Origin of the sequence: Streptomyces collinus (assembly GCF_031348265.1) — a bacterium.
Lineage (GTDB): Bacteria > Actinomycetota > Actinomycetes > Streptomycetales > Streptomycetaceae > Streptomyces > Streptomyces collinus.
On record NZ_CP133771.1, the window covers coordinates 8,324,214 to 8,350,333 of the forward strand.

General features: G+C 70.6%; 26 protein-coding genes. 11 read left to right on the plus strand and 15 right to left on the minus strand.

The window, feature by feature from the left end; genetic code table 11:
* Positions 1 to 2: 2 nt before the first annotated feature.
* The 3 genes from RFN52_RS37500 to RFN52_RS37510 all read right to left on the minus strand — a co-directional run bounded on the left by RFN52_RS37500 (position 3) and on the right by RFN52_RS37510 (position 2,704).
* Positions 3 to 1,010 carry an NADP-dependent oxidoreductase gene (locus RFN52_RS37500; protein WP_184853367.1) on the minus strand — a complete coding sequence of 336 codons (1,008 nt, stop codon included), beginning with the start codon at positions 1,008 to 1,010 and terminating at the stop codon, positions 3 to 5.
* 131 nt (positions 1,011 to 1,141) lie between these two features.
* Positions 1,142 to 1,474, minus strand: a complete 333-nt coding sequence (locus RFN52_RS37505) for a putative quinol monooxygenase (protein ID WP_184853368.1) — start codon at positions 1,472 to 1,474, stop codon at positions 1,142 to 1,144.
* A gap of 123 nt (positions 1,475 to 1,597) precedes the next feature.
* Positions 1,598 to 2,704, minus strand: a complete 1,107-nt coding sequence (locus RFN52_RS37510; protein WP_184853369.1) for an XdhC family protein — start codon at positions 2,702 to 2,704, stop codon at positions 1,598 to 1,600.
* 191 nt (positions 2,705 to 2,895) lie between these two features.
* Between RFN52_RS37510 and RFN52_RS37515 the strand changes: the two genes are divergently transcribed.
* Both RFN52_RS37515 and RFN52_RS37520 read left to right on the plus strand, forming a co-directional pair.
* A complete protein-coding gene (locus RFN52_RS37515) occupies positions 2,896 to 4,872 on the plus strand; it encodes an elongation factor G (RefSeq protein WP_184853370.1) in 1,977 nt (658 codons plus the stop codon).
* 82 nt (positions 4,873 to 4,954) lie between these two features.
* Positions 4,955 to 6,826, plus strand: coding sequence for a glycoside hydrolase family 5 protein (locus tag RFN52_RS37520; protein ID WP_184853371.1), 1,872 nt, complete (start codon positions 4,955 to 4,957; stop codon positions 6,824 to 6,826).
* Here the strand turns inward: RFN52_RS37520 and RFN52_RS37525 are convergent.
* Positions 6,807 to 8,063: a YncE family protein gene (locus RFN52_RS37525; protein ID WP_184853372.1), complete on the minus strand. Its 1,257-nt coding sequence runs from the start codon at positions 8,061 to 8,063 to the stop codon at positions 6,807 to 6,809. The genes RFN52_RS37520 and RFN52_RS37525 overlap by 20 nt on opposite strands.
* A gap of 194 nt (positions 8,064 to 8,257) precedes the next feature.
* On the opposite strand from RFN52_RS37525, the gene RFN52_RS37530 reads away from it, so the two are divergent.
* Positions 8,258 to 8,917 carry a TetR/AcrR family transcriptional regulator gene (locus tag RFN52_RS37530; RefSeq protein ID WP_184853373.1) on the plus strand — a complete coding sequence of 220 codons (660 nt, stop codon included), beginning with the start codon at positions 8,258 to 8,260 and terminating at the stop codon, positions 8,915 to 8,917.
* Positions 8,918 to 9,185: 268 nt separating this feature from the next.
* Here RFN52_RS37530 and RFN52_RS37535 read toward each other — a convergent pair whose 3' ends face one another.
* On the minus strand, positions 9,186 to 9,746 hold the full coding sequence (locus RFN52_RS37535) for a TetR/AcrR family transcriptional regulator (RefSeq protein WP_184853374.1): 561 nt from the start codon (positions 9,744 to 9,746) through the stop codon (positions 9,186 to 9,188).
* A gap of 95 nt (positions 9,747 to 9,841) precedes the next feature.
* Between RFN52_RS37535 and RFN52_RS37540 the strand changes: the two genes are divergently transcribed.
* Positions 9,842 to 10,450: a DUF2867 domain-containing protein gene (locus RFN52_RS37540; RefSeq protein WP_184853375.1), complete on the plus strand. Its 609-nt coding sequence runs from the start codon at positions 9,842 to 9,844 to the stop codon at positions 10,448 to 10,450.
* 92 nt (positions 10,451 to 10,542) lie between these two features.
* Here RFN52_RS37540 and RFN52_RS37545 read toward each other — a convergent pair whose 3' ends face one another.
* Both RFN52_RS37545 and ctaD read right to left on the minus strand, forming a co-directional pair.
* A complete protein-coding gene (locus RFN52_RS37545) occupies positions 10,543 to 10,893 on the minus strand; it encodes a hypothetical protein (protein WP_184853376.1) in 351 nt (116 codons plus the stop codon).
* Positions 10,890 to 12,497, minus strand: a complete 1,608-nt coding sequence (ctaD, locus tag RFN52_RS37550; RefSeq protein ID WP_184853377.1) for an aa3-type cytochrome oxidase subunit I — start codon at positions 12,495 to 12,497, stop codon at positions 10,890 to 10,892. Before ctaD ends, RFN52_RS37545 begins: the two co-directional genes overlap by 4 nt.
* 105 nt (positions 12,498 to 12,602) lie before the next feature.
* Between ctaD and RFN52_RS37555 the strand changes: the two genes are divergently transcribed.
* Both RFN52_RS37555 and RFN52_RS37560 read left to right on the plus strand, forming a co-directional pair.
* A complete protein-coding gene (locus RFN52_RS37555; RefSeq protein ID WP_184853378.1) occupies positions 12,603 to 13,163 on the plus strand; it encodes an RNA polymerase sigma factor in 561 nt (186 codons plus the stop codon).
* Positions 13,156 to 14,229, plus strand: a complete 1,074-nt coding sequence (locus tag RFN52_RS37560) for a CU044_5270 family protein (protein WP_184853379.1) — start codon at positions 13,156 to 13,158, stop codon at positions 14,227 to 14,229. The genes RFN52_RS37555 and RFN52_RS37560 overlap by 8 nt, the downstream gene beginning before the upstream one ends.
* A gap of 132 nt (positions 14,230 to 14,361) precedes the next feature.
* On the opposite strand, the gene RFN52_RS37565 is transcribed toward RFN52_RS37560, so the two are convergent.
* A complete protein-coding gene (locus RFN52_RS37565) occupies positions 14,362 to 14,724 on the minus strand; it encodes a nuclear transport factor 2 family protein (protein ID WP_033312434.1) in 363 nt (120 codons plus the stop codon).
* A 242-nt stretch (positions 14,725 to 14,966) separates the two neighbouring features.
* Between RFN52_RS37565 and RFN52_RS37570 the strand changes: the two genes are divergently transcribed.
* Positions 14,967 to 15,191: a hypothetical protein gene (locus RFN52_RS37570; protein WP_311241154.1), complete on the plus strand. Its 225-nt coding sequence runs from the start codon at positions 14,967 to 14,969 to the stop codon at positions 15,189 to 15,191.
* Here the strand turns inward: RFN52_RS37570 and RFN52_RS37575 are convergent.
* Complete coding sequence (locus RFN52_RS37575) at positions 15,146 to 16,900, minus strand: ABC transporter ATP-binding protein (RefSeq protein WP_184853380.1); 1,755 nt, start codon at positions 16,898 to 16,900, stop codon at positions 15,146 to 15,148. The two genes, RFN52_RS37570 and RFN52_RS37575, sit on opposite strands and share 46 nt — an antisense overlap.
* 171 nt (positions 16,901 to 17,071) lie before the next feature.
* Here RFN52_RS37575 and RFN52_RS37580 point away from each other — a divergent pair, with 171 nt between their 5' ends.
* From RFN52_RS37580 to RFN52_RS37590, 3 genes are all read left to right on the plus strand, one after another.
* Positions 17,072 to 18,160: an S-(hydroxymethyl)mycothiol dehydrogenase gene (locus RFN52_RS37580; RefSeq protein ID WP_184853381.1), complete on the plus strand. Its 1,089-nt coding sequence runs from the start codon at positions 17,072 to 17,074 to the stop codon at positions 18,158 to 18,160.
* Positions 18,160 to 18,789, plus strand: a complete 630-nt coding sequence (locus RFN52_RS37585; protein WP_184853382.1) for an MBL fold metallo-hydrolase — start codon at positions 18,160 to 18,162, stop codon at positions 18,787 to 18,789. The genes RFN52_RS37580 and RFN52_RS37585 overlap by 1 nt, the downstream gene beginning before the upstream one ends.
* 90 nt (positions 18,790 to 18,879) lie before the next feature.
* The gene (locus RFN52_RS37590) at positions 18,880 to 19,794 is read left to right on the plus strand and encodes an SDR family oxidoreductase (RefSeq protein WP_184853383.1); all 915 of its coding nucleotides are present in this window, start codon (positions 18,880 to 18,882) and stop codon (positions 19,792 to 19,794) included.
* A gap of 21 nt (positions 19,795 to 19,815) precedes the next feature.
* Here the strand turns inward: RFN52_RS37590 and RFN52_RS37595 are convergent, their stop codons facing one another.
* The 4 genes from RFN52_RS37595 to RFN52_RS37610 all read right to left on the minus strand — a co-directional run bounded on the left by RFN52_RS37595 (position 19,816) and on the right by RFN52_RS37610 (position 22,582).
* Complete coding sequence (locus RFN52_RS37595; RefSeq protein ID WP_184853384.1) at positions 19,816 to 20,538, minus strand: TetR/AcrR family transcriptional regulator; 723 nt, start codon at positions 20,536 to 20,538, stop codon at positions 19,816 to 19,818.
* Between the two features lie 33 nt (positions 20,539 to 20,571).
* A complete protein-coding gene (locus RFN52_RS37600; RefSeq protein ID WP_311241155.1) occupies positions 20,572 to 21,186 on the minus strand; it encodes a class E sortase in 615 nt (204 codons plus the stop codon).
* Between the two features lie 66 nt (positions 21,187 to 21,252).
* Positions 21,253 to 21,426, minus strand: coding sequence for a hypothetical protein (locus RFN52_RS37605; protein ID WP_184853386.1), 174 nt, complete (start codon positions 21,424 to 21,426; stop codon positions 21,253 to 21,255).
* A gap of 58 nt (positions 21,427 to 21,484) precedes the next feature.
* Complete coding sequence (locus RFN52_RS37610; RefSeq protein WP_184853387.1) at positions 21,485 to 22,582, minus strand: glycosyltransferase family 2 protein; 1,098 nt, start codon at positions 22,580 to 22,582, stop codon at positions 21,485 to 21,487.
* 240 nt (positions 22,583 to 22,822) lie between these two features.
* Between RFN52_RS37610 and RFN52_RS37615 the strand changes: the two genes are divergently transcribed.
* Positions 22,823 to 23,518 carry a L,D-transpeptidase family protein gene (locus tag RFN52_RS37615; RefSeq protein WP_184853388.1) on the plus strand — a complete coding sequence of 232 codons (696 nt, stop codon included), beginning with the start codon at positions 22,823 to 22,825 and terminating at the stop codon, positions 23,516 to 23,518.
* A 34-nt stretch (positions 23,519 to 23,552) separates the two neighbouring features.
* On the opposite strand, the gene RFN52_RS37620 is transcribed toward RFN52_RS37615, so the two are convergent.
* Together RFN52_RS37620 and RFN52_RS37625 are read right to left on the minus strand one after the other, a co-directional pair.
* The gene (locus RFN52_RS37620) at positions 23,553 to 24,752 is read right to left on the minus strand and encodes a Gfo/Idh/MocA family protein (RefSeq protein WP_184853389.1); all 1,200 of its coding nucleotides are present in this window, start codon (positions 24,750 to 24,752) and stop codon (positions 23,553 to 23,555) included.
* 14 nt (positions 24,753 to 24,766) lie between these two features.
* Positions 24,767 to 26,116 (minus strand): ABC transporter substrate-binding protein, encoded by a 1,350-nt coding sequence (locus RFN52_RS37625; protein ID WP_184853390.1) that lies wholly within the window; start codon positions 26,114 to 26,116, stop codon positions 24,767 to 24,769.
* Between the last annotated feature and the right edge of the window lie 4 nt (positions 26,117 to 26,120).

Below are 26,120 nucleotides of genomic sequence, written 5' to 3' on the forward strand. Positions count from 1 at the left end.
CGTCAGTCCGCGATCTTCAGCACCAGCTTGCCGTGGTTGTCACCGCGGAACAGGCGCATCAGGGTCTCGGGGAACTCCGCGACCGAGCCGGACACCACGTCCTCCAGGGACTTCAGCCGGCCCTCGGCCCGCCAGGTGGCCATCTGCGCGATGCCCTCCGCGTACCGGTCGGCGTAGTCGAACACCACGATGCCCGTCATGGAGGCGCGGTTCACCAGCAGCGACAGGTAGTTGGCGGGGCCTTGCGGCTTGGTGCTGTTGTACTGGGAGATCGCGCCGCAGACCACCACGCGGGCGCCGCGCGCCAGCCGCAGCAGCACGGCGTCCAGAACATCGCCGCCGACGTTGTCGAAGTACACGTCGACGCCGTCGGGGGCATGCTCGCGCAGGGCCTTGCGGACGTCCTCGCTCTGGTAGTCGATCGCGGCGTCGAACCCGAACTCGTCCACCACCATCCGGCACTTGGCCTCGCCGCCCGCGATGCCGATGACCCGGCAGCCGAGGATCTTGGCGATCTGCCCGACGACGCTGCCCACGGCCCCGGCGGCTCCGGAGACCACGACGGTCTGCCCCGGCTCGGGACGCCCGACCTCGATCAGGCCGAAGTAGGCCGTCAGGCCGGACATGCCGAGCGTGCCGAGGTAGGTCGGCAAGGGGGCCGCCGCGGGGTCGACCTTGGTCACGCCGCGCCCGTCCGAGACGCAGTACTCCTGGACGCCGAACGTGCCCGACACATGGTCGCCGACCGCGAACCCGGAGTGCCGGGAGGCGACCACCCTGCCCACCGCGCCGGCGCGCATCACCTCGCCGATCTCCACCGGGCGGATGTAGGACCGGCCCGCGTTCATCCAGCCGCGCATCGCCGGGTCGATCGACAGGCAGAGCACCTGCACCAGGAACTCGCCGTCGCCCGGCTGCCCGGCCGGCTCCTCGGCGTGCTGCCAGTCGGTGGGGCGCGGCTCTCCCACGGGACGCGCGGCAAGGCGTATCTGGCGGTTGATCGTGCTCATCTCCGGAGCCTCTCCTCGGCTGCATACCGTCCAGTCGGTACGGCCGTGAGCGTACGGGTGCCCGCCGTCCGAGGCAAGAGCGGATCCGCTACGACTTATGGTTCAGGCCGGTGGCGGGTCCCGGACAGGCGCTACTCCTGTCCCGGCACCGCCATCTCCCCGAGGAGCGACCAGTCGTCCTGCGGGACGTTCGCGTTCACGATGCGCGGCGTCTCGGCCAGATGCGGAGGCAGCGTCTGCTGCGCGGCCTTGAAGTGCGCGGACTGCACATGCGCAGCTCCGGCCGCGTCGTCGCGGAAGGCCTCGACCAGGACGTACTCCGTCGGCTCGTCCACGCTGCGCGACCAGTCGAACCAGAGGCAGCCGGGCTCGGCGCGCGTCGCCCGGGTGAAGTCGGCGGCGATCTCGGGCCAGCGGTCGGCGTGCTCGGGGCGGACGCGGAACTTGGCGGTGATGAAGATCATGAGAATCCCTTCGCTGATGTGCTGTCTGCTGTCTGCTGACGTGCTGCTGTGCCTATGTGACGGCGGCGACTCGATCGTACGAACCCGACCCGACGGCGACGTGACCGGGAGCGGCGCCGGCGATCAGGAGGGGCGGCGCGGATGCACCGCCACCTCCGTCGCGGTCAGCGGTGCGCCGCTGCCGCCCCAGCGCAGCGCGACGATCTCGGCGGCGACGGACACCGCCACCTCCTCGGGCGTACGGGCCCCGAGGTCGAGGCCGACCGGTGAGCGCAGCCGGGACAGCTCGGACTCGGTCAGCCCGGCCTCGGCCAGCCGTTCGGCCCGCTCGGCGTGGGTGCGGCGGCTGCCCATCGCCCCGATGTAGGCGGCCGGGCGGCGCAGTGCCTCCGTCAGCAGCGGCACGTCGAACTTCGGGTCGTGCGTCAGGACACAGATGACGGTGCGCTCGTCCGTGTCGGTTCCGCGCAGATAGCGGTGCGGCCACTGCGCGACCACCTCGACGCCCTCGGGGAAGCGCCGGGGCGTGGCGAAGACGGGGCGGGCGTCGCAGACGGTGACCCGGTAGCCGAGGAAGTCCCCGATGCGGGCCACGGCCGCCGCGTAGTCGATCGCGCCGAAGACCAGCATCCGCGGCGGCGGCGCGAAGGACTGCAGGAACACGCTCACGGCGTCCTCGCGGCGCTGCCCCTCGGGCCCGTAGTGCCGCAGGCCGGTGGCGCCGAGCGCGAGTTCGCCGCGGGCGTCGGCGGTCACGGCCACGTCCAGGCCGCTCGCGCCGAGCGTGCCGAGGGTCCGGTCCGGCCAGACGGCGAGGGCCGCCCCGCGCGGTGCCGGCCCGTCGGTCACGGTCGCCACCGTGACCGGCTCCCCCGCCGCGACCGAGTCCACGACCGCGCCGAAGCCCGGATCCCGCCCGGGCGTGACCGCGCGCACCAGGACGGTGATCTCGCCGCCGCAGGTCAGGCCGACCGCGAAGGCGTCCTCGTCGCTGTAGCCGAAGGTTTCGAGACGGGCCTCCCCGCCCTCGGCGACCTCCTGCGCCAGTTCGAACACGGCGCCCTCGACGCACCCCCCGGACACACTGCCCACGACCTCCTCGTCCGGGCCCACCGCCATCGCCGCGCCCGGGTCGCGCGGCGCGCTGCGGCTGACCTCGACGACCGTGGCGAGGCCGAACGGGACCCCGGCCGCGTACCAGCGGCCGAGCACCGGGAGAACGTCCCGCACGAGCCGCTCCTCTCCTTGCGCGCACCCCGCCGGGTACCCCGGCAGCGGTTAATTCCGTTGTGGCCCCCCGTGCCGGTCTGGTGCACTGCACAGGTCAGCGGCGTCACCGAGTCCGGAGGAGTTCCGAATGCGCACTGCGTGCATGTCCCCCCAGCCAGGAACGGACCTCTCTCCGAAGGACATGACGCTTCGTGCACATGCTCAACCTTGGAATTCTCGCCCATGTCGACGCGGGTAAGACCAGCCTGACCGAGCGGCTGCTCCATTCGGCCGGGGTGATCGACGAGATCGGCCGCGTCGACGACGGGAACACCCGCACCGACACCCTCGCCCTGGAGCGGCAGCGCGGCATCACCATCAAGTCCGCCGTCGTCTCGTTCCCGCTCGACGGCGTGACCGTCAACCTCATCGACACCCCCGGCCACCCGGACTTCATCGCCGAGGTGGAGCGCGTCCTCGGCGTGCTGGACGGCGTCGTCCTCGTGATCTCCGCCGTCGAAGGGGTGCAGGCGCAGACGCGTGTGCTGATGCGGACGCTCCAGCGGCTGCGCATCCCGACCCTGCTCTTCGTCAACAAGATCGACCGGAGCGGGGCCCGCCACGACGAGGTGCTGCGGGAGATCGCGGCCCGGCTGACCCCCGCGATCGTCCCGATGGGCACCGCCACCGGCCTCGGCACCCGCGCGGCCCGCTTCACCCGCTCTCCCGGACCGGCGGCAGGCGCCCTCGACGTCCTGACCGGGCGCGACGACGTCCTGCTGGCCGCGTACGTCGAGAACACGGTCACGGACTCCCTCCTGCACGGCTCCCTCGTAGCGCAGACCCGGGAGGCGCTCGTCCACCCGGTGTACTTCGGTTCCGCGGCGACGGGCGCGGGCGTGGCGGCGCTCCTGTCCGGCATCGAGACGCTGCTGCCGGCGGCCGACGGGGACGCGGACGGGCCGGTCTCCGCCACGGTGTTCAAGGTCGACCGGGGCCCGGCGGGGGAGAAGGTCGCCTACGCCCGGATGTTCTCCGGGACCCTGCGCACCCGTGACCGGGTCCCCTTCGGCACGGACGGCGCCGAGGGCCGGGTCACCGGCATCAGCGTCTTCGGGCACGGCACGGACACCCGTGCCGACTCCGTCGCGGCCGGCCGGATCGCCCGCCTCACCGGGCTCGGAGACATCCGGATCGGCGACGCGATCGGCGAACCCCGCACGGCGTACGAGCACGTCTTCGCCCCGCCGACCCTGGAGACGGTCGTCGTCCCCGGCCCGGACGCGCACCGGGGAGCGCTGCACCTCGCTCTCACCCAGCTCGCCGAGCAGGACCCGCTGATCGGCCTGCGCCACGACGAACGCCGCCGGGAGACCTCCGTCTCCCTCTACGGCGAGGTGCAGAAGGAGGTCATCCAGGCCACCCTCGCCGACGAGTACGGACTCGACGTCGGCTTCCGCGAGACGACGCCGCTGTGCGTCGAACGGCCCGTCGGCACGGGCCAGGCCGCGGAGTTCATCAAGAAGGATGCCAACCCGTTCCTCGCGACGGTCGGTCTGCGCGTCGAGCCCGCGCCGGTCGGCTCGGGCGTGGCCTTCCGGCTGGAGGTGGAGCTCGGCGCGATGCCGTACGCCTTCTTCAAGGCCGTGGAGGACACCGTGCGCGAGACCCTCGACCAGGGTCTGCACGGCTGGCAGGTCACCGACTGCGCGGTCACCATGACGCACAGCGGCTACTGGCCCCGCCAGAGCCATGCCCACCAGGGCTTCGACAAGAGCATGTCGAGCACCGGGGCCGACTTCCGGGGCGTGACCCCGCTGGTGCTGATCGAGGCGTTGCGGCGGGCCGGGACGCGGGTCCACGAGCCGATGCACCGCTTCAGGATCGAGGCGCCCGCCGACACGCTGGGCGCCCTGCTGCCGGTCCTCGCCCAGCTCGCGGCCGTACCCGAGACGACCCGGAACCGGGACGACGTCTGCGTCCTCGAAGGCACCGTGCCGGCCGCCCGGGTGCACGCCCTCGAACAGCGGCTGCCGGGACTCACCCGGGGCGAGGGCGAGTTGGAGAGTTCCTTCGCCCGCTACGCGCCCGTCACGCACGGCACGATCCCCGAGCGCCCGCGCACCGACCACAACCCGCTGAACAGGAAGGAGTACGTGTTGAACGTGACACGGAGGGTCGGTGGCTGACGTGTGAGGGTTGTCAGGGCGGGAACTTACTCCAGAGTCAGAGGTGTTGACGGTGTCCTGATATCGCCGGACTGTAGTGGACATGCCGACTATCCGATCGCGTCTCCTGGTCGTCCTGGTCGTCCTCTTCGGTTCGGTGTCGGTGGCGGGCGTCCCGCCGGCCACCGCCGCGCCCCCTCCCGGCTCCCTCTGGTTCGACGACCCGACCGTCACCGTGCGGGACGGCCGCTTCACCGACGCCCGCGGCCGCGAGATCGTGCTGCGCGGCTACAACGTCTCCGGCGAGACCAAGCTCGCGGAGAACAAGGGCCTGCCCTTCGCCTCGGTCGCCGACGCCCGTAAGTCGGCGACCGCACTGCGCGCCCTCGGCGGCGGCAACACCGTCCGCTTCCTGCTCTCCTGGGCCTACGCCGAGCCCGAGCGAGGACAGGTGGACACGGCCTATCTGGCCGCCGCAACCGACCAGATGAAGGCCTTCCTCGACGTCGGTGTCCGCGTCTACCCCGACTTCCACCAGGACCTCTACTCCCGGCACCTGTTCGACGCCGACAGCTGGTACACCGGCGACGGCGCCCCCAAGTGGGCGGTGGACGCCGGGAACTACCCCGACGAGTCCTGCGGGATCTGCCTCTTCTGGGGGCAGAACATCACCCAGAACGAGGCCGTGAAGCGCGCCACGTACGACTTCTGGCACAACGCGCACGGCGTGCAGGACGGCTTCCTCGACACCGCCGAGAAGACCATGCGGTACGTGCAACAGCACCTGAGCGCCGAGCAGTTCAGAGGCATCGCCGGCTTCGACCCCTACAACGAGCCGCACGCGGGCGTCTACGACTCCGGGCAGGCCAGCCGCACCTGGGAGAAGGACGTGCTCTGGCCCTTCTACGAGAAGTTCCGCACGCGCATGGACACGGCCGGCTGGCGGGACAAGCCCGCCTTCGTCGAGCCGAACCTCTTCTGGAACGCCAACCTGGACTTCCAGAAGCAGGAGGGCGGTCTGCTCGATGCCGGCAGCCTCGGTCCGCGCTACGTCTTCAACACGCACTTCTACGACCAGAAGGCCATCTCCGGCGTCTTCATGTGGGGCAAGGCCGCCGACGGCCAGTACGCGGGCGACTTCCGCACCGTCCGCGACCGGGCCGCCGCCGGGCGGACGGCCGCCGTGGTCAGCGAGTTCGGACACCCCCTCGCGGGCAACGTCTCCGACAAGGCGCCGACGGTCCTCAAAGCGATGTACCAGGCCCTCGACTCCCGCATCAAGGGCGCCGACTGGTGGGCCGACCCGGCCGCCTCGGGATCCGTGCTCTCCGGCTCCCAGTGGCAGTGGGACATCTACAACGGCCGCCACCGCGAACTGATGAACGGAAACCCCGACAAGGTCCTCACCACCGGCGACGCCTGGAACGACGAGGATCTCTCCGCCGTACGCCTCGACGACTCCGGCAAACCGGAGCTGCGCCAGGACGCACGGCTCCTGGACCGGCTCTACCCGAGCGCCACGGCCGGTGAGACCGTCGGCTTCACTTACGAGGACCGCTCCCGGGACGGCTCGACGACCCTGACCTGGAACCCGGTGCCCGGCTCCCTGCCGAACGTGCAGCGGCTGGTGGGGTCAGGGCAGTACGGGCTGCTGCTGTGGCGCTCGAACGGCGGCCCGGCACCCACCGAACTGCACCTCCCGGCGAGCTTCCCGGCCGCGTCCACCACGGTCGTCTCCGACGTGGGCACGGTCCATGCCCCGCCGGCGTACACCGCGTCGACGCCGGTCGGCGTGGCCCAGGAGCCCGGCGGCACGGGAAGCCGCCGCCTGCTGCTCACCGCGCCGGACTCGGGCGTCCTGCACTACGCGCTGGTGACCAACGGGGCGACGGCTCCCTCGGCGGACCTGCTCGCCGCGGCCCGTTCCGAACTGGCGGCGTGGGCGGCGAAGGAGGTCAACCAGCGGAAGGGCTAGTCCAGTCGGCCTGCACCTTGCCGAGCCGGACGCGCTGCGGGTGGTCACCGACCGGCACGGACACGACCTTCTTCCCGGTGGCGAAGTCGATGGCCGTGACCTGGTCGGTGCCGCTCTCGGAGACCACACAGGACTTGCCGTCACCGCTGACCGTGGCCCAGTAGGGCTTGGAGGCGGTGACGAGCGGGCCCTCCTGGAGGGTGGCGCGGTCGACGACGGTGGCGTAGTCGTCCATCGTGCCCGCGACGCACAGCTTGCGGCCGTCCGGGCTCATCGAGATGCCGTGGTGTCGCGAGTCGTTGACGAAGGTCGTGCGGTCGTCGCTGGTCGCCGGGTTCTCCGGCAGGGTCTTGGTGCGGGTGATCTTGTCGGTGGCGATGTCGTACTCGAAGAAGCCGTTGAAGAAGGAGACCTGGAAGTACAGCTTCGACTCGTCCGGCGAGAAGACAGCCGGGCGGACGGCGTCGGAGTGGTCCTTGAGACCGAGCGCGTCGAGCTGCGGACGCATGTCGATGACCTTCACCTGCTTGTACGTCGTGGCGTCGACGACGGTGATGCGCCGGTCGCCCTTCGTCCAGTCCAGCCACGGGGCGTCGGTCTGCGTGTTCACGTCGCCGATCGCCATGTTGTAGATGTACTTGCCGTCCTGGGTGAAGATGTTCTCGTGCGGCTTGTCGCCGGTTCCGAACTTGCCCAGTTCCTTCCCGGAGACGATGTCCAGGACGTGCACGGTGTTGGAGGTCGACGCCGAGACCGCGACCCTCTTGCCGTCGGGGGAGACCGCCATGTGGTCGGAGCGGTAACCGGACACGGGGAAGCGCCAGTTGAGCCGCCCGGAGGCGAGGTCGATCGACACGACGTCGGCGAAGCTCGGCCGGGAGACCACCACCGACGTCCCGTCCGGCGTCGAGTACATGTCGTCGACGAACTGGTCGTGGCCCTCGCCGACGCTGTTGCGGATCGCCATGAAGTAGATCCACTTGATCGGATCGGCGTTGATCGCCGCCATCCGCTCGTCCTTGTCGGGGATGACGTTGATCCGGCCGATCTTCGCGAAGTCACCGGTGGACCGGATGACATCGGCGGTGCCGTCCCAGTTGTTGCCCACGAACAGCACCTCGCGCAGCGCGGCGGAGGAGCCCGGGGCTGCCGCGGTGGCGGCGGTCGCGGGGACGGTGACGGTCAGGGCGAGGGCTGCGGCTACGGAGCACAGGTGCCGGCGTCGGAAGACGGGCATGACTGCTCCCCTCTCTGCTGGGGGGTCTCTGCTGCGGGGTGAGCATCGTGAGTGGGACATGCCAAAGCGGGGGGCGCGGAATCTGAACACAAGTGCTTTCAGAGTCAACTTACTGCAAAGTAAGGAAGGGGCGGCCTTCTCCACAAGACCGCGTGCACGACAAAATCGGTGTTCGAACGACGAAGGGAGAGCCGGTGCCGGGCAGGCTCAGAGCGCCGACCGGCCGCTACGGCGGCAAGACCGCGGAGGAACGGCAGGCCGAACGGCGCCGGCGGTTCCTCGACGCCGCGCTCCAACTGTTCGGCGACACCCCCGGCTTCCGCTCCACCACGGTCGCGGCCCTCAGTGAGACGGCCGGGCTCTCCACCCGCCAGTTCTACGAGGAGTTCCGCACCCTGGAGGACGTACTCGCCGCGCTGCACCTCCAGGTCAACGGCTGGGCCGAGGCGGCGGTCCTGGAGGCGGCGGCAGGTGCGGCGGAGCTGCCGCTCGTCGAACGCGCCACCGCCGTCTTCCGCGCCTACGCCGGGAACGTCGCCGCCGATCCGCGCCGGATCCGCATCACCTTCGTCGAGATCATCGGCGTCAGCCCGCGTCTGGAGGAGCAGCGACTCTCCCGCCGGGCCGGCTGGGTCGACCTCATCTGCGCCGAGGCCGACGCGGCCGCCGCCCGCGGAGAGGCCGCACTCCGCGACTACCGCCTCGCCGCGACGGGCTTCATCGGCAGCGTCAACGGCCTGTTGCACGACTGGAGCGCCGGCTGGGTCGACGCGACGCTGGACGAGGTCGTCGACGAACTGGTCCGGCAGTTGCTGGGGATTCTGCGGCCGCCGGGGTGGAAGCAGGAAGGGTGAGTGAGGGCGGGGGCCGGGTGGTGAGGGTGGCTGCCGGGGGCGGGAGAGCGCCCTGCCGCACGCCGCACGCCGCACGCCGCACGCCGCACGGACCCTGACCGGTCCCGGCCATTGACCGGTCGCGGCCCCTGCCGGGCGGGACTTGCGCCGGCACTCCCCGGTGCAGCTCACGGCCACCGCCGTGAGACCGGCACCGCGGACCAGGGACCGGACGTCGGCGGCGCCTGAGCCGGGTGCCGAGGAGCCCCCTCGGCCAGGGTCTGACCGGCTATGGGTTCAACAAGCGCTTCCTGACCGCGGCGAGGACTTCCGTGCGGCTGCGCGGGCCGTTGTCGGCTGCGATGAGGTGGTCGCCGATGCGCAGCGAGAAGGTGATCAGGCAGCGGGCCTCGACATCGCCCTCGTCGGGACAGAAGGCCCCGTAGAGCTCGCGCAGATAGTCCATGCGCCGGTTGTCGGCCCGGCGGAGGCAACGCGCGACGCCCTTGTCGCGCCGGGCCCAGTCGCGGATCGCGAGCTCGACACCGGCGCTGGTCACGTGCGTCTCGCCCGATCCCACGAAGTCGAAGAGACGGCCGAGCCGCTCGCGGGCGTCGCCCCCGTCGCGCTCGATCCGCTCGATGACATCCTCGGTGACCGCTCGCTCCCAGGTGTCGAGCATCTCCTCCAGCAGGCCGGCGCGGTTGCGGAAGTAGCCGTAGAAACCGCCCTTGCTGACGCCGAGCGCCTGGGCGAGGACCTCGACCCGGACGGCCTCGGGGCCGCCGGCGGCGAGCGCCCGCAGCCCCTCCTCGATCCACTTGTCCCGCGGTGTACGGATCGCGCCCATGCCGTGTCTCCCCTCACATGTCCCGGAAAGTATACGGAGCCGTATAGATGGGTCTATGCTCGATCTATACGCCACCGTATAGACAAGGATCTGCCATGAGCGATCTGCGCCTCCCCTCGACCGACCACACGTCCCGCCCCTGGCGGATTCACGAGATCGCCGGCGACTTCCGGCTCGAGGATCTGTGGGCGCTGCCGACGCCGGGCGGCCCGGACGACCTGCACCACCTGGTCCAGCAGATGGCGGGTGGCGAGGGCGGTCCGGACGGCGGCAACCGCGTGGGTCGCTTCCTCTTCGCGGTGCGCTGGAAGCTCGGAGCGCTGCTCGGCTGGGACAAGCCGGACTCGGCCGTCGGCGGCCGGGTGGCGTCGCTGCGCGACCGGCTGCCGGACGACCTGCGCGCAGGGCCGCAGGGGCCCGACCTCAGCTCGGCGCCTTTCACATCGGTCTTCCAGACACACGACGAATGGGCCGCCGAGTACGCCAACAAGACCATGCACGGGGTGATGCACATCGGCTGGGTCTCCGACGGGAGCGGCGGCTACCGCGGCCAGATGGCCGTCCTGGTGAAGCCCAACGGCCGCCTCGGCTCCCTGTACATGCTCGGTATCAGACCCTTCCGGTACCTGGGCGTGTACCCGGCCCTCATGCGGTCGATCGGCCGGGAGTGGCGAGAGAACTCGGCGCGCCGAACAGCACGCTGACGCCTTCCCTCCTGGTGACGCACGATCCACCCGAGCCCCTGCTCCTCGAACGGCCGGGGCTCGGGCGAAAGCACGAGGGGCACCGGAACCGCTCAGACCGACGCCAGTACCACCAGATCCACCGCCACCAGCAGTGCGACCCCCAGCAGCAGCCCGGCCAGCAGCCGTGCGCGGAGCGTGCGGTACACCGTCTCGTACTCGCCCCGCAGTTCCTCCCCTCGCCGGGCCGTGCGCTGCCACGACGCCCGGGCGAGGGCCAGATGCTCTATCGCGAACTGCCGCTCCACCTCCGCCCGTTGTGCCTCCGGCAACCCGTCGAGCCCGGCGGTGAAGCGGGCGGCGGCCCTCCGGGACTCCTCGCGCGCGGCGGCGGCCAGCAGATGGCCCTCGACCTCGTTGTGGAACGCCCGCAGGTCCACGGGGAGCCCTTCCATGGCGGTCATCGGTGCGTCAACTCCCGCTCCGCCGCCGCGATGGCGTCATGGTGCAGGTCGAACGCCGGAGACTCGCTGCGGATCCTCGGCATGGCGGCGAAGTTGTGGCGCGGCGGCGGGCAGGAGGTCGCCCACTCCAGGGAGCGGCCGTAACCCCACGGGTCGTCGACCTCGACCGGCTTGCCGTACTTGGCCGTCTTCCACACGTTGTAGAAGAACGGCAGCATCGACATGCCGAGCAGGAACGAGAAGACGCTCGACACCGTGTTGAGCGTGGTCAGGCCCTCCACCGCCAGATAGTCCGGGATCCGCCGCTGCATGCCCCCGGCGCCCAGCCAGTGCTGGACCAGGAACGTGCCGTGGAAGCCGATGAACAGCGTCCAGAAGGTGATCTTGCCGAGACGCTCGTCCAGCATCCTGCCGGTGAACTTGGGCCACCAGAAGTGGAAGCCGGAGAACATCGCGAACACGACCGTCCCGAAGATCACGTAATGGAAGTGGGCCACCACGAAGTACGTGTCCGAGACGTGGAAGTCGATCGGCGGCGAGGCCAGCAGCACACCCGTCAGCCCGCCGAACACGAACGTGATCAGAAAGCCCATGGCCCACAACATCGGTGTCTCGAAGGACAGCGAGCCCTTCCACATCGTTCCGATCCAGTTGAAGAACTTCACACCGGTCGGTACGGCGATGAGGAACGTCATGAAGGAGAAGAACGGCAGCAGCACACCGCCGGTGACGTACATGTGGTGCGCCCACACCGTCACGGACAGGCCCGCGATCGCGATCGTCGCGCCGATCAGACCCGTGTAACCGAACATCGGCTTACGGGAGAAGACCGGGATGACCTCGGAGATGATGCCGAAGAACGGCAACGCGATGATGTACACCTCCGGATGGCCGAAGAACCAGAACAAGTGCTGCCACAACAAGGCCCCGCCGTTGGCGGAGTCGAAGATGTGCGCCCCGAACTTCCGGTCCGCCTCCAGGGCGAACAGGGCCGCGGCCAGGACCGGGAAGGCGAGCAGGACCAGGACACCGGTCAGCAGCACGTTCCAGGTGAAGATCGGCATGCGGAACATCGTCATGCCCGGGGCGCGCATGCAGATGATCGTGGTGATGAAGTTGACCGAGCCGAGGATCGTGCCGAAGCCGGAGAAGGCCAGACCCATGATCCACATGTCGGCGCCGATGCCCGGGGAGCGGACCGCGTCCGAGAGCGGGCTGTAGGCGAACCAGCCGAAGTCGGCCGCGCCCTGCGGGGTGAGGAAGCCGCCCACCGCGATGAGCGAGCCGAACAGGTACAGCCAGTAGGCGAACATGTTCAGCCGCGGGAACGCCACGTCCGGCGCGCCGATCTGCAGCGGCATGATCCAGTTCGCGAAGCCGGCGAACAGCGGCGTCGCGAACATCAGCAGCATGATCGTGCCGTGCATCGTGAACGCCTGGTTGAACTGCTCGTTCGACATGATCTGCAGACCGGGCCGGGCGAGCTCGGCGCGCATGAACAGCGCCATCACGCCGCCGATGACGAAGAACGCGAACGACGTGGCCAGGTACAGCGTGCCGATCGTCTTGTGATCAGTGGTCGTCAGCCACTTGAGGTGCCTCATGCCCCGCCTGTTTCCGCGCCCCGCCCGGACGTCACACTTCACCGGCGCGACGAGAATCACGAAACAGGGTGTGACGATCGAGAAGATGCCGGACACGTACGGGACATGAGCAACGACGAGATCTTCGCCGCTGCCTACCGCGAGCACTACTGGGCGGTCAGCCGTTATGTCGCCCGGCGACTGGACGGGCGGGCCGGCGACGTGGAGGAAGTGGTGGCGGAGGTGTTCACGGTCGCCTGGCGGCGCCGGGCCGACCTCCCGGCCGCCGCGCTGCCCTGGCTGTACGGCGTGGCACGCAACTGCCTGGCCAACGCGGTACGCGGCCACGGCCGTCGCCGCAGGCTCGTCGACCGGCTCGGCAACGACGACACCGCGCACGGCCGGCACATCGCGGTGGGCCCCGACGCCGACACGCCCGGCGGCTGGGTGCACGAGGCACTCGCCCGGCTCTCCGCCGCCGACCAGGAGGTGCTGCGGCTGACGGCCTGGGAGCAACTCGGCATCGACGAGGTCGCCGTCGTCCTCGGCTGCGGCACCCGGGCCGCGTCCATGCGGCTGCACCGGGCCCGGCGCCGCCTCAGAGCCGAGATCGACCGGATGCGTCCCGAGCCCCCGATCGCCGAGCACTCCTGCATGACCGCCCCGAAGGAACACGGCCATGGCTGACGAACTCGAACTGCTGCGCAGCGCCGACCCCGCGCCGCCATTTGGCCCCCACTTCGGCGACGGCCCCCTGGACCACAACGCCGAGCGCCGGCTCGAACAACTGCTGCGCGACCCGGGGAACGGACTCCCCGCACGGCCACGCGGCCGACGCGGCCTGCTCTCCGACCGTCGGTACCCCGAGGGCCGGCGCCCCGGCCCCGTGCGGGTCCTGCTGCTCCCGGGGCCCCGCCGGCTCCGGCTGGCCTGGGGCCTCGTCGCCACCGCCGTCGTCGCCGCCCTGACCCTCACCCTCGTCCTGAGCGGACCGAGCACCCCGCCCGCGGTCGCCGCGCCCCGACCGCTGGTGGTCGAGACCGGCTCCACACCCGTGCCCCTGCACCGCATGGCCGAGCGGGCGTCGGCCGTGGCCGGGACCGACGACGCGCCCCGCCTGCGCAAGGGCACGCACGTGCAGTCCTGGAGTCTCGGCATGTCCGACGACAGGCCCCCGATCACCCTGCCCGAGGAGCGCATCGTGCGCTGGCGGGCCGACGACAGCCACACCGAACTCGTCGTGGCCACGGACCCCAGGCATCCGGGCCGCCCGGTCCTCTCGGACGAGGGTGGCGAACCGCACCTCGTCGACGACGGCCACGTCCTGCTCGACCGGACCTACCCGCCGAGCTGGAGCGACGCCCCGCCCAAGTCGCCCCCGCCCCGCGACCCGGCCCGGCTGCGCGCCTACCTGATGGAGGCTCAGTACACCGACACCCCGCTGACCACGCCCGAGTTGCTCGACGCCATGGCGACGCTGCTCGACAACTGGACCCTCGGCGCACGGGAGAGCGCGGCGCTCGCCCGGCTCCTGGCCGGCGCCGAGGGACTGCGGCCGGTCGGCCGGGTGACCGACCGGCTGGGCCGGCGCGGCCAGGCCTACGTGAACGACACCGGCGGTGTCCGCCGCATGCTGATCATGGACGTGGCCACCGGCGCCGTCCTCGGACTGGAGAGCACCCTCAAGGAGCCGGATCCCGAGTACGGCGTCGAAAAGGGCGCCGTCATGTCGTACAGCGCCTGGATGCGCTGATCACACCCCGGCGGCACCGAGCCGCCGGGCGGCGGCCTCCACCGTCTGCTCCAGCAGCGTGCGACCTGTGGTGCTCCACCTCAGTGCCCGTCATGGCCCGGCCCACCCTGACGGAGCCCGGTGACGATCCGGCTACTCGTCCCAGGCCTGGACCAGGGTCTGCTCGGCGATCTTGCCGTCGCGGAGCCCGATCATCGACTCGGACAGCACGCGCACCCCGTCCGCGTACTGGCAGCTCTCGCTGTAGGCGGCCTCGTCGCCCTGGATGACGCACCGCTCCAGCTTGTGCGACATGTCGCGGCTGTAGACGTCCTCCAGCATCCGGCCGATCTCCTCCCGGCCGTGCAGGACCTTGGGGTGGCTGGGCTGGGTCGTGCGGTCCACGATGCGCAGCTCCGCATCGTCGGCGTACAGGGAGAGCAGGATGTCCGGATCCCCTTCCACGCCTTGGCGCAGGGTGTCCCGGTCGAAGGCGGGGTCTGCCGCGGTTCCCATGATGACCTCCTTCGCAGGGCCGCGGCCCGCCGGGAGCGGACCGCGAAAAGCCTCTCCTGTCGAGCGTCCTCCCGCCCGGCGGGCTCGGCAAGCGCAACCGGAACACTGGGCCTGACGGGTGAGAGGCACCGCCCGCCCGTGGCCGCCGGGGACCCGCACGCGATGCGACAGGCACGATCTCAACACGACGTATCGGCGGCGCCGTTGGTCTCGCCGCCGGGGTCACCGGCCTCGCCGCGCCGATGGCGAACGCGGCCGACGCGGAAGCGAAGAGCCCGCTCAGCCCGATGGCCACGTTCGACTCGCTGACCGTGAGCGACATCCCCGCCGCGCACAAGGACGGGATCCCGCGGCCCTCCTCGCAGCCGGCCGGGCTCCACCGCCTCAACGACCTCGGCCGGCTGAACACGCGTGTCCGGGCTCAGTCCGCGGTGGCGAGGAACTGCGTCGCCGCCAGCTCCGCGTAGAGCGGATCGGCCGTCACGAGTTCGCGGTGCGTGCCGACGGCCCGGACCCGGCCCGCGTCCATCACCACGATCCGGTCGGCCATCGTCACCGTCGACAGCCGGTGCGCCACCACGAGGACCGTGGTCGTGCGGGCCACGTCCGCGACGGTGTCGCGCAGCGCCGCCTCGTTCACCGCGTCCAGCTGCGAGGTCGCCTCGTCGAGCAGCAGCAGCCGGGGCCGGCGCAGCAGCGCGCGGGCGATGGCGACGCGCTGCCGCTCACCGCCGGACAGCTTGGTGCCGCGGTGCCCGACCAGCGTGTCGAGGCCGCCGGGCAGCCGGGCGACCAGGCCGTCGAGCCGGGTCGTCTTGAGTACCCGAGCGAGGGCGTCCTCGTCGGCCTCGGGGTTGCCCAGCAGCAGGTTGTCCCGCAGGGAGCCCGACAGGACCGGAGCGTCCTGCTCCACGTAGCCGATCGCGGCGCGCAGCCGGGGCAGCTCCCAGTCGTCGAGGTCCCGCCCGTCCAGCGTGATCACGCCGGACTCGGGGTCGTAGAAGCGCTCGATCAGGGAGAAGACGGTGGTCTTGCCGGCGCCGGACGGGCCGACGAAGGCCGTCATGCCCTGCGCGGGCACGGTGAAGGTCACTCCCTGGTGGACGTGGGGCAGGTCGTCGGCGTAGCGGAAGCGGACGTCGTCGAAGGCGAGGGCGGCGGGCTCGGCGCCGGGGGAGGGCAGCGGGGCGGCCCCGGCGGCCGGCTCGGCGGGCAGGCGCAGGGCCTCCTGGATGCGGGTGAGGGCCGCGGCGCCCGTCTGGTACTGGGTGACGGCGCCGACGACCTGCTGTATCGGCGACATCAGGTAGAAGACGAACAGCAGGAACGCGACCAGCGTGCCCACGTCGATCGCGCCGGTCGCGACCCGGGCGCCGCCCACCGCGAGCACCGTGATGAAGGCGACCTGCATGGACAGCCCCGCCGTGTTGCCCGCGGCGGCCGACCACTTGGCGGCCCGCACACTCTGCCGCCACGACTCCTGCGCCGCCTCGTGCAGCGTCCGCTCCTCGCGGTGTTCCGCGCCGGACGCCTTCACGGTGCGCAGGGCGCCGAGGATCCGCTCCAGCGAGGCACCCATGACACCCACCGCGTCCTGCGCCTGCCGGCTCGCCTTGTTGATGCGCGGCACGATCACTCCGAGAACCACACCGGCGCCCAGGATCACGGCCAGGGTGACGCCCAGCAGCACGGAGTCCACCACGCCCATCATCACCACGGTGGCGACGAGCGTCAGCCCGCCCGTGCCCAGGCCGACCAGCGAGTCGGTGGTGACCGCGCGCAGCAGCGTGGTGTCGGAGGTGATGCGGGCCATCAGGTCTCCGGGCTCGCTGCGGTCCACGGCCGTGATCCGCAGCCGCAGCAGATACGACGACAGGGCACGCCGCGCGCCGAGCACCACCGACTCGGCGGTGCGGGTCAGCACGTACGAACCCAGCGCGCCCACCGCCGCGTTGGCCACGACCAGGGCCGACATCGCCAGCAGGGCGCCGGTGATGGCCCGCTCGTGCGAGAGGTCGTCGATCAGCTCGCGCGCCACCAGCGGCAGCAGCAGTCCGGTCGCCCCGGTGACGAGCGAGAGCAGCGCCCCGGCCAGCAGGGACCAGCGGTGGGGCCGTACGTATCCGAGGAGCTGCCGCCACGCGGGCATGGCCGTCTCGGTCTCTGCGATGCTCACGGCGCTCCCTGGGCGTCGGCGGAGCGTTCAGGCTACGTCGCCGCCGACACGCCCGGCCTGCCCTTTCCGCCCTTTCCCGGCCGAGGAGGGTGGCCGATCCGCGTTCCTTACCGATCAGTCGCGCGTAGGGTCGGAGAGGAACGGACCCCGGCCGACGAAGGAGTCAGCACCATGGCCCAGGAAGTACGCGGCGTGATCGCCCCCGGCAAGGACGAGCCGGTGCGGATCGAGACGGTCGTGGTGCCCGACCCCGGCCCGGGCGAGGCCGTGGTGCAGGTGCAGGCCTGCGGGGTGTGCCACACCGACCTGCACTACAAGCAGGGCGGCATCAACGACGAGTTCCCGTTCCTGCTCGGCCACGAGGCCGCCGGCGTGGTCGAGGCCGTCGGCCCCGGCGTCAGCGACGTCGAGCCCGGTGACTTCGTGATCCTCAACTGGCGTGCGGTGTGCGGGAAGTGCCGGGCCTGTCTGCGTGGGCGGCCCTGGTACTGCTTCGACACGCACAACGCGCAGCAGAAGATGACCCTGGCCTCGACCGGCCAGGAGCTGTCCCCGGCCCTCGGCATCGGTGCCTTCGCCGAGAAGACGCTGGTCGCGGCCTGCCAGTGCACCAAGGTCGACCCGCGCGTGGCCCCGCAGGTCGCCGGACTGCTGGGCTGCGGCGTGATGGCCGGCATCGGCGCCGCGATCAACACGGGGAACGTCGGCCGGGGCGACTCGGTCGCCGTCATCGGCTGCGGCGGGGTCGGCGACGCGGCCATCGCCGGATCGCGGCTGGCCGGAGCGGCGACGATCATCGCCGTCGACATCGACGACCGCAAGCTGCAGACCGCCCGCTCCATGGGCGCCACCCACACCGTCAACTCGCGCGAGAACGACCCGGTCGAGGCGATCCGCGAACTCACCGGCGGCTTCGGCGCCGACGTCGTCATCGAGGCCGTCGGCCGCCCCGAGACGTACAAGCAGGCCTTCTACGCCCGTGACCTCGCCGGCACGGTCGTCCTCGTCGGCGTCCCCACCCCCGAGATGAAGCTCGACCTGCCGCTGCTCGACGTCTTCGGCCGCGGCGGAGCGCTGAAGTCGAGCTGGTACGGCGACTGCCTGCCCTCCCGCGACTTCCCCATGCTGATCGACCTGCATCTGCAGGGGCGTCTGGACCTCGCCGCGTTCGTCACGGAGACGATCCAGCTCGACGAGGTGGAGAAGGCGTTCGAGCGGATGCACCACGGCGACGTGCTGCGCTCGGTGGTGGTGCTGTGATGGCGACGCGCATCGAACACCTCGTCACCTCCGGGCAGTTCAGCCTCGACGGCGGCACCTGGGACGTCGACAACAACGTGTGGATCGTCGGCGACGACCATGAGGCGATCGTTATCGACGCCGCCCACGACGCCGACGCCATCGCCGAGGCCGTCGGGGACCGCCGGCTCACCGCCATCGTGTGCACGCACGCCCACAACGACCACATCGACGCCGCCCCCGCCCTCGCCGAGCGCACCGGCGCCACCATCTGGCTGCACCACGACGACCTGCCGCTGTGGAAGCAGACCCACCCGGACCGCGAGCCGGACGCCTGGCTCGTCGACGGCCAGACGATCGAGGCCGGCGGTGCCGACCTCAGGGTCCTGCACACCCCGGGCCACGCGCCCGGCGCGGTCTGCCTCTACGACCCGGGCCTCGGCACCGTCTTCACCGGCGACACCCTCTTCCAGGGCGGCCCGGGCGCCACCGGCCGCTCGTTCTCGCACTTCCCGACGATCATCGACTCGATCCGCGACCGGCTGCTCACGCTGCCGCCCGGGACGAAGGTCCTCACCGGCCACGGGGACCCCACGACCATCGGCGCGGAGGCCCCGAATCTGCAGGAGTGGATCGCCCGGGGTCACTGACCGCGTGTCGCCGGGAAAAGGCGACAGAAGATGTCCGGCTTACCCGTCACTCTCGAAGCACCACGCATTCACGGCAACGGGAGGTCGGACATGTCAGCTCCGCTGAAGGGCAAGGTCGCACTGGTCGCCGGTGCGACCCGGGGCGCCGGACGGGGCATGGCGGTGGAACTCGGCGCGGCGGGCGCCACCGTCTACGTCACCGGACGCAGCACGCGCGGCCGCCGCTCGGAGTACGACCGGCCCGAGACCATCGAGGACACCGCCGACCTGGTCACCGAGGCCGGGGGACAGGGCATCGCCGTGCCCACCGACCACCTCGATGCGGAGCAGGTCCGTACGCTCGTGGAGCGGATCGACGGCGAGCAGGGCCGCCTCGACGTCCTCGTCAACGACATCTGGGGCGGCGAGAAACTCTTCGCATGGGACGCCCCGGTCTGGGAGCACGACCTCGACAACGGGCTGCACCTGCTCCGGCTCGCCGTCGAGACCCACGCGATCACCAGCCACCACGCCCTGCCCCTGCTGCTGCGTCACCCCGGCGGCCTGGTCGTCGAGGTCACCGACGGCACCGCCGACTACAACGCCGACAACTACCGCGTGAACTTCTTCTACGACCTCGCCAAGGCCTCCGTGCTGCGCATGGCCTTCGCTCTCGGCCATGAACTCGGCCCGCGCGGCGCCACCGCCGTCGCCCTCACCCCGGGCTGGCTGCGCTCGGAGATCATGCTGGACGGCTTCGGGGTGAGCGAGGACAACTGGCGCGACGCACTGGAACGCGTCCCGCACTTCGCCATCTCGGAGACCCCGCACTACGTGGGCCGTGCCGTGGCCGCACTCGCCGCCGACGCAGACGTGGCGCGCTGGAACGGGCAATCGTTGTCCAGCGGCGGACTCGCCCAGGTGTACGGCTTTACCGACCTCGACGGCAGCCGCCCGGACGCCTGGCGGTACCTCGTGGAGGTTCAGGACGCGGGGAAGCCCGCGGACGTCACCGGGTACCGGTGAGGCGGACGGGCCGCCGGATCGTCACGGGTCGCTCTCCAGGAAACGGTCCAGCAGCGCGTCCAGCCCGGCCGCCAAGCCCTCCGGACCGCCCCGCTCGGCGAGGGCGGGTGCGGTCGCGCGGAGCTTCGGCAGCTTCTCCGACGGCATGCGGTACAGGCCGAGCCGGAACGCGGGGTCCGGTTCCCGCGGGTTGTCCACCACGGCCCGCAGTTCCACGGACACGTACCCGAGGACCCACGCGGTGAAGGCGCGCAGGACCGGGGCGGACCGGCTCTCCTCGAAGCCGGCGTCCCAGAGCGCGTCGAGCACCCGTTCGTGGTCCCTGAGGACCGCCGGCGCCCTGCGCGCCAGCGGCACCTCGGTGAAGCGCGTGAAGATCAGAGGCGCACCCTCCGGGTGGTCGAGGCAGACCTCGTAGGTGATCCGGGCGATGCGATGCAGTTCGGCCCGCCACTCGGGGCTCGCGGCCTCGGCCGCCGTCTCCGGGGCGGGTGTCCGGGCCAGCCGGTCCTCCAGCTGGAGGAACAGAGCCTCCACCACGCCGTCCAGCAGCGCGGTCTTGCCCGGCGCGTAGCGGTACAGGGACATGGCCTCCACCCCGAGCTCGGCTCCCAGCCGGCGCATGGTCAGGGCCGGAAGACCTTCGCGGTCGACGAGGTCCAGGGCCGCGGCGAGGACCCGCTCGCGACTGAGCCTGCCGGGACGTCCGTCCTCGTCGCCGCCCCGCCCCGCGCCGTCCACCATCACCCGCCTCCTCCGTGGAGATGCCGTGTCCCGTCACGGCCTGTCCAGCTCGCCCCACACGACGAACCGGTGGACGTACGTGCCGTCCCAGCCGCGGTCCGTACACGTGATGAGGGTGATCCGGGCCTTGTCGGGCCGGGCCCCCGGCTTGCCTGGGACCGGAAGGAGTACACCGACGTCCGAGGGCTCCACGACCTTGCTGCGGGTGACCCGGTAGGTGTAGGTCGTCCGCTTCCACTCGACGTCGATCGTGTCGCCCTTCCTCAGCTCCGGGAGCCGGTTGAAGGGCTCTCCCCACCCGGTCCGGTGACCCGCGACCGCGAAGTTGCCCGTCTCGCCCGGCAGCGCCGTCTCCGGGAAGTGCCCGGGGCCCTTCTCCAGGGCCCGCGGGGAGACGCCCTCGACGATCACCGGGGCGAATTCCCGTCCGAACCGGGGGACGCGCAGTGCCGCGATGGCCTCGCCCGCCCGCGGAGCGGGTTCGTCCGCCCGTGCTTTCTGCGGGGGAGCGGCCGACTGCCGAAGGTCGTCGCGCAGTGCCTGCTGCGTATGGGCGTAGGCGTCGTCGGCCTTTCGGCCGTGGAACAGTCCGAGGCCGCCCAACGTCAGTCCGGCGAGAATCAGGCCGATGCTCAGAAGGTGGATCACCCTTCTCATTCCGGACCTCCAGGGTTGCGGTGGGGCCACTGTCGTGGCCCCACCTCGGCGACCTCGTCAGGCGTCGTCCTCGACCTTGCGCGGGATCAGCCGCAGTGCGGCGCATCCCGCCGAGACCAGAACGAAGACGACGATCCAGAACCAGATACTTTCGGGGCCCCCGGTGACCGGCAGCAGCCCAGCCCCGGTGGTTCCACCGGCCGTGGTGCCGGCGCCTGCGTAGTTCGCCATGATCTTTTCCCTTCTTCGTGCTTTCTCTGTGTGAGGGGTTGTGTGAGCCGTCCGGATGTCACCAGGCGCGTTCCCTCCGCAGGGCCGTGTCCGCGAGCGCGCGGAGGTGGACGCCTTGGAGGAACAGGTCGTAGAACCATTCGGGCAGGACCAGCACGGAGGCGATCGACACGCGCCAGCCGCGTGATTTCACGGTGATCGCCCGCTCGATGGCGTAGAACGCCGTGAAGGCGATCCAGAACGGAGCGATCCTCAGCCCCGCGCCGATAGCGAGGTACCAGATGACGAAACCTATGTAGGCGGTCGACACGGATACTCCGAGAAAGGCCACGAGCTGTCTGGCCCAGCCTTCGGCGGTGTACCGGGTCACGCCGTAGTCGATCAGGTTCTCCAGTGCGCCGCGCTTCCAGCGAAGCCGCTGTTTGGCGAGGGCCGTCCAGGTCTCCATGACTTCCGTGGTCATCGTGGCCCGCGGCGGGGCGACGATGCGGTGGTGGAGGTGCTTCAGAGCCAGCGTGAGTTCGTTGTCCTCGGTCAGCGCCTTCGTGTCGTAGACGCCTTCGGCCGGAGGGAGCCGACCTGATTTCCGGGCTTCCAGGACGTCCTTCAGGGCTCCGGCCCGGAAGAGGCACGCGGTGCCGGTCAGGCACAGCACCTTGCCCTTCTTCCGTGCCGTGTCACGGGCGTACCGGGCGAACTCGTTGCGCTGGAACGCCCCGCACAGTCTGCCGCCGGAGCGACCGCGGAAGGTTCCGCCGACAGCGCCGTATCCCTGGCCCATCTTCCTGCGGGTCACCTCGATGAAGTGGGGATCCAGACAGGTGTCGGCGTCCTGGACGAGGATCCCGTCCTGGTCGGAGAGGTCCGGGAGCAGTCTGCTCAGGGCCCCGTTCAGATTGCCGGCCTTCTTGTGCCGGTTGCCGACCGAGTGCCAGACCTCGGCTCCGGCCTCGTGGGCGATGCGTTCCAGCTGCGCGGTCCGGCCGCTCTCCCGGTGCGGATCGAGTGTCACGATGACGCGGTCCGCGGGACGCGTCTGCATCCGCAGTGCCTCCAGCACCTGGGGAAGTGAATCCACTTCCCGGTAGGCGGGCACGAGCACGACCACCCGGGGCGACTGCGGTTCCGCTGATGTGGGTGAGGACGTTTCGATCATCACGTGCTCCGTGCGATGGGGGGAAGAATCACCTCATGTCCATAAGCTTACGTCGTATACCTACATGTGCAACTTACGCCGTCGGTTTTGTTCGTATGCGACGTCGCACCCGCTCGTGCCGCCCCAGGGGGAATGTCACTGTTCCGTCGCAGCCCCGCCGACCGCACAACCGGAAGCGCCCTTCGGCCGTCTAGCTGGCAGACATCGCAGACCCGTTTTCGCGAAAGGGCATGACCAGCCATGGGGGACGTACGCAGACGGAGTGCCGTCGCACTGGGGATCACCGGTCTGGTGGCACCGCTCACGCTCGCACTCGGCGCCGCACCGGCGCAGGCCGCGAGCTGCACCACGCAGGCCGGCCCGTACCAGAAGAAGGTCGAGAAGTTCCTCGGCCGCCCGGTCGACGGCAAGCAGTCCGCCGCCGACTGCAAGGCCATCAAGGCCTTCCAGACCAAGCACGGCATCTCGCCGAACATCGGCTACGCCGGCTCCGTCACCTGGGGCGTGATGGACCTGATGCAGAAGCAGAAGGCCGTCGGTTCGAAGCCCAACAAGGACGGCAAGTGCCCGGTGAACAAGGGCCGGATCGCCTGCGTGAACCTGACGCTCCAGCTGAGCTGGATCCAGGACGGCGAGAAGCTCGTCTACGGCCCCGTCCCGGTCCGCACCGGCCGGAACGGGTACGAGACCCGCACGGGCCTGAAGAAGATCTACTGGCGCAACATCGACCACGTCTCGTCCATCTACGACGTGCCGATGCCCTACGCGCAGTTCTTCGACGGCGGCCAGGCCTTCCACTCGGTCGGCGTCAGCATGTGGAACCCGCCGGGCTCGCACGGCTGCACCAACATGACGAAGACCGACGCCAAGAAGTACTGGTCGCTGCTGAAGAAGGGCGACGACGTCTTCGTCTACGGCCGCAAGCCGGGAACCTGATACCAGGCACCCGGCTCGCTTCCGGCGGTGTCCCCTACTGGGGCGCGTCCCCGAAGTCCGGGATCTCCAGCCTGACCCCGCCCTGCCGCGCCGACTCGTGCGCGATGATGCCCGGCAGGGTGTAGCGGGCGGCCACCCACGCGTTCACCGACGGCAGCGTGCGGGCGTTGACGGCGGTCACGAAGTCGTCCACCAGGAAGTGGTGGCTGCCCTCGTGGCCGTTGTGCAGGCTGTCGAACTCCCTCGGCAGCCGCGCCCGGTCGTGCACGGGCGCCGACCCGGAGGTGAAGGCGGCCCGCAGCTCCGGCGCGATGTGCTGGAGTGAGGGGTCGTCCGGCGCCATGGTGGGCTTGGGCTCCAGCAGTTCGCTGATGTCCTGCACCCCCTTCTTGTCCTGCCACAGGGCGACCGTGGCCAGCTGCTCCATACTTGCCTCGGTACCGAAGAAGCGGAAGCGCGACTCCCGTATGTGCGAGGGGTAGCCGACCCGCCGGAACTCGTTCGTACGGAACGAGCCGCCGCCCGCCACCTCGAACAGCGCGGTGGCGTTGGAGACGTCGTTGCCGAACTGGCTGACGTCCTTGTCGAAGACACCGTCGCCCCGGCCGTCGACGACACCGATCGCCGACACGCTCACCGCGTGCGTCTTCCAGGCGCCCAGCACCCCGCCGACGGCGTGCGTCGGGTACAGCAGCGGGGGATAGCTCGCGGTCGCCTTCCAGTTCTCGCCGCCGCTGTACTGGTAGGCCTCGTAGAAGCCCAGGTCCATGTCGTGGACGTAGTCGCCCTCGGCGTAGAACAGCCGCCCGAAGGCGCCTTCGGCGATCTGGTTGCGGGCGTGGACCGTGGCCGGGTTGTACTCGCTGGTCTCGCCCATCATGTAGGTCAGCCCGGTGGCCTTGACCGCGTCGATGATCGCCGCGATCTCCTCCGTGCTGATCGCCATGGGGACGGCGGAGTACACATGCTTGCCGGCGTTCAGGCCCTGCAGCACCAGCGGCCCGTGCGTCCAGCGCTGGGTGAAGATCGCGACGGCGTCGACGTCCTCCGACTCCAGCATGGCCTGGTAGGACGGGAAGGTGCCCGCCAGCCCCTGGGCGGAGGCGAGTTGGGCGGCCCGCTCGGGCAGCAGGTCGGTGACGTAGACGTCGCCGACGCCGGGGTGGGCCTGGAACAGGGTGGCGAACTGGCCCGAGAACTGTCCGGCGCCGACGATGCCGATGGAGAACGTCATGGAGCGCGTGCCCTTCACTGGGAGAGGATGAGGTTGATCTGGTCGTTGGTCTGATCGAGGCTGCTCACGGGCTTGCCGTTGCCGTAGATGTCCTCCATCGCGGGCTGCATGAGCGCGGTCATGTCCGCCGAGTAGCTGGCGATCGGGTACGAGAAGGTCCGGGCGTGCTGCTTGTCGGCCACGGGCTCGGTGAACGACGAGACGTCGATGCCCTTCTTCCGGTACGCGGCGACAGCGGCCTCGGTCCCGGCCGGCGTGGCGGGGAAGACGACGCCGTACCGGCCCACGGCGGTCTGGCACTTGTCCGAGGCCAGATACGCCACCCACTTCTTGGCGCCCGCCTTGTTCTTGGAGGCCTTCGTGACGGAGTCGGCGAGGCCGTTCATCATGGTGGCGCGCTTGCCGGTCGGGCCGACCGGGGTCAGGGCGGTCCTCATGTCCTTGCCCTTGAAGCCCGCGTAGGTGGAGATCATCCAGGCCCCGTCGAACGCGGTGGCCGCCTTGCCCGCCGCGATCTGGGTGTTCTGCTGGTTGGACTGGATGTTGTAGTCCGACAGGGGCGGCATGTAGCCCTTCTTCGCCAGGCCGAAGTACCACTTGACGACCGACTGGAAGGTCTTGCTGTCGTACTGGTACTTCGTGCCCCAGCGCGGCTTGTTCAGGTAGTTCCAGCCGGCCGAGCCGGTGAAGGGGCTCCACTGCGTCTGGCCGTCGCCGAAGCCGCCGCCGCCCGTGGCCATGCCGTAGACCTTGACCTTGTTCTTGTCGAAGCCCGCCTCGTCGCCCCGCTTGCCGTTCCTGTCGACGGTGAGGTGGGCGATGGCCTTCTCGAAGGTGCCGCCGTCCTTCGGGTTCCAGGACAGGCTGTTGAGCTGATCGGCGGTGAGCCCGGCCTCCTCGGTCATCTTCGAGTTGTAGAACAGCGCGACGGTGTCCCAGTCCTTCGGAGCGCCGTAGCGGTGGCCGTCCTGGCCGATCCAGTTGGCGGCGAGGCCCGTCTGGTAGTCGGAGTCCCTGATGCCGAGGTCGTCGAGCGGTTCGAGGACCTTCAGGTCGGCGAACTGGCCGAAGTTCTGGATGTGGTCGGTGAACACGTCCGGCGCGGTGCCCGCGATGAACCCGGCGGTGAGCTTGGTCCAGTAGTCGCTCCAGCCCAGCTGCGTGATCTTCACCTTCAGTCCGGGGTTCTCCTTCTCGAACCCCTTGGCGCAGGCCTGGTAGGCGGGCAGCTGGTTGGCGTCCCACAGCCAGTAGGTGACGGTGTTCGCGGACGATCCGGCGGCACCTCCCTGCGCGCACCCGCTGACCAGGGACAGCGCCAGCGCTCCGGTCGCCGCGACGAGCGGACGAAGTCGAATTCGCATCACA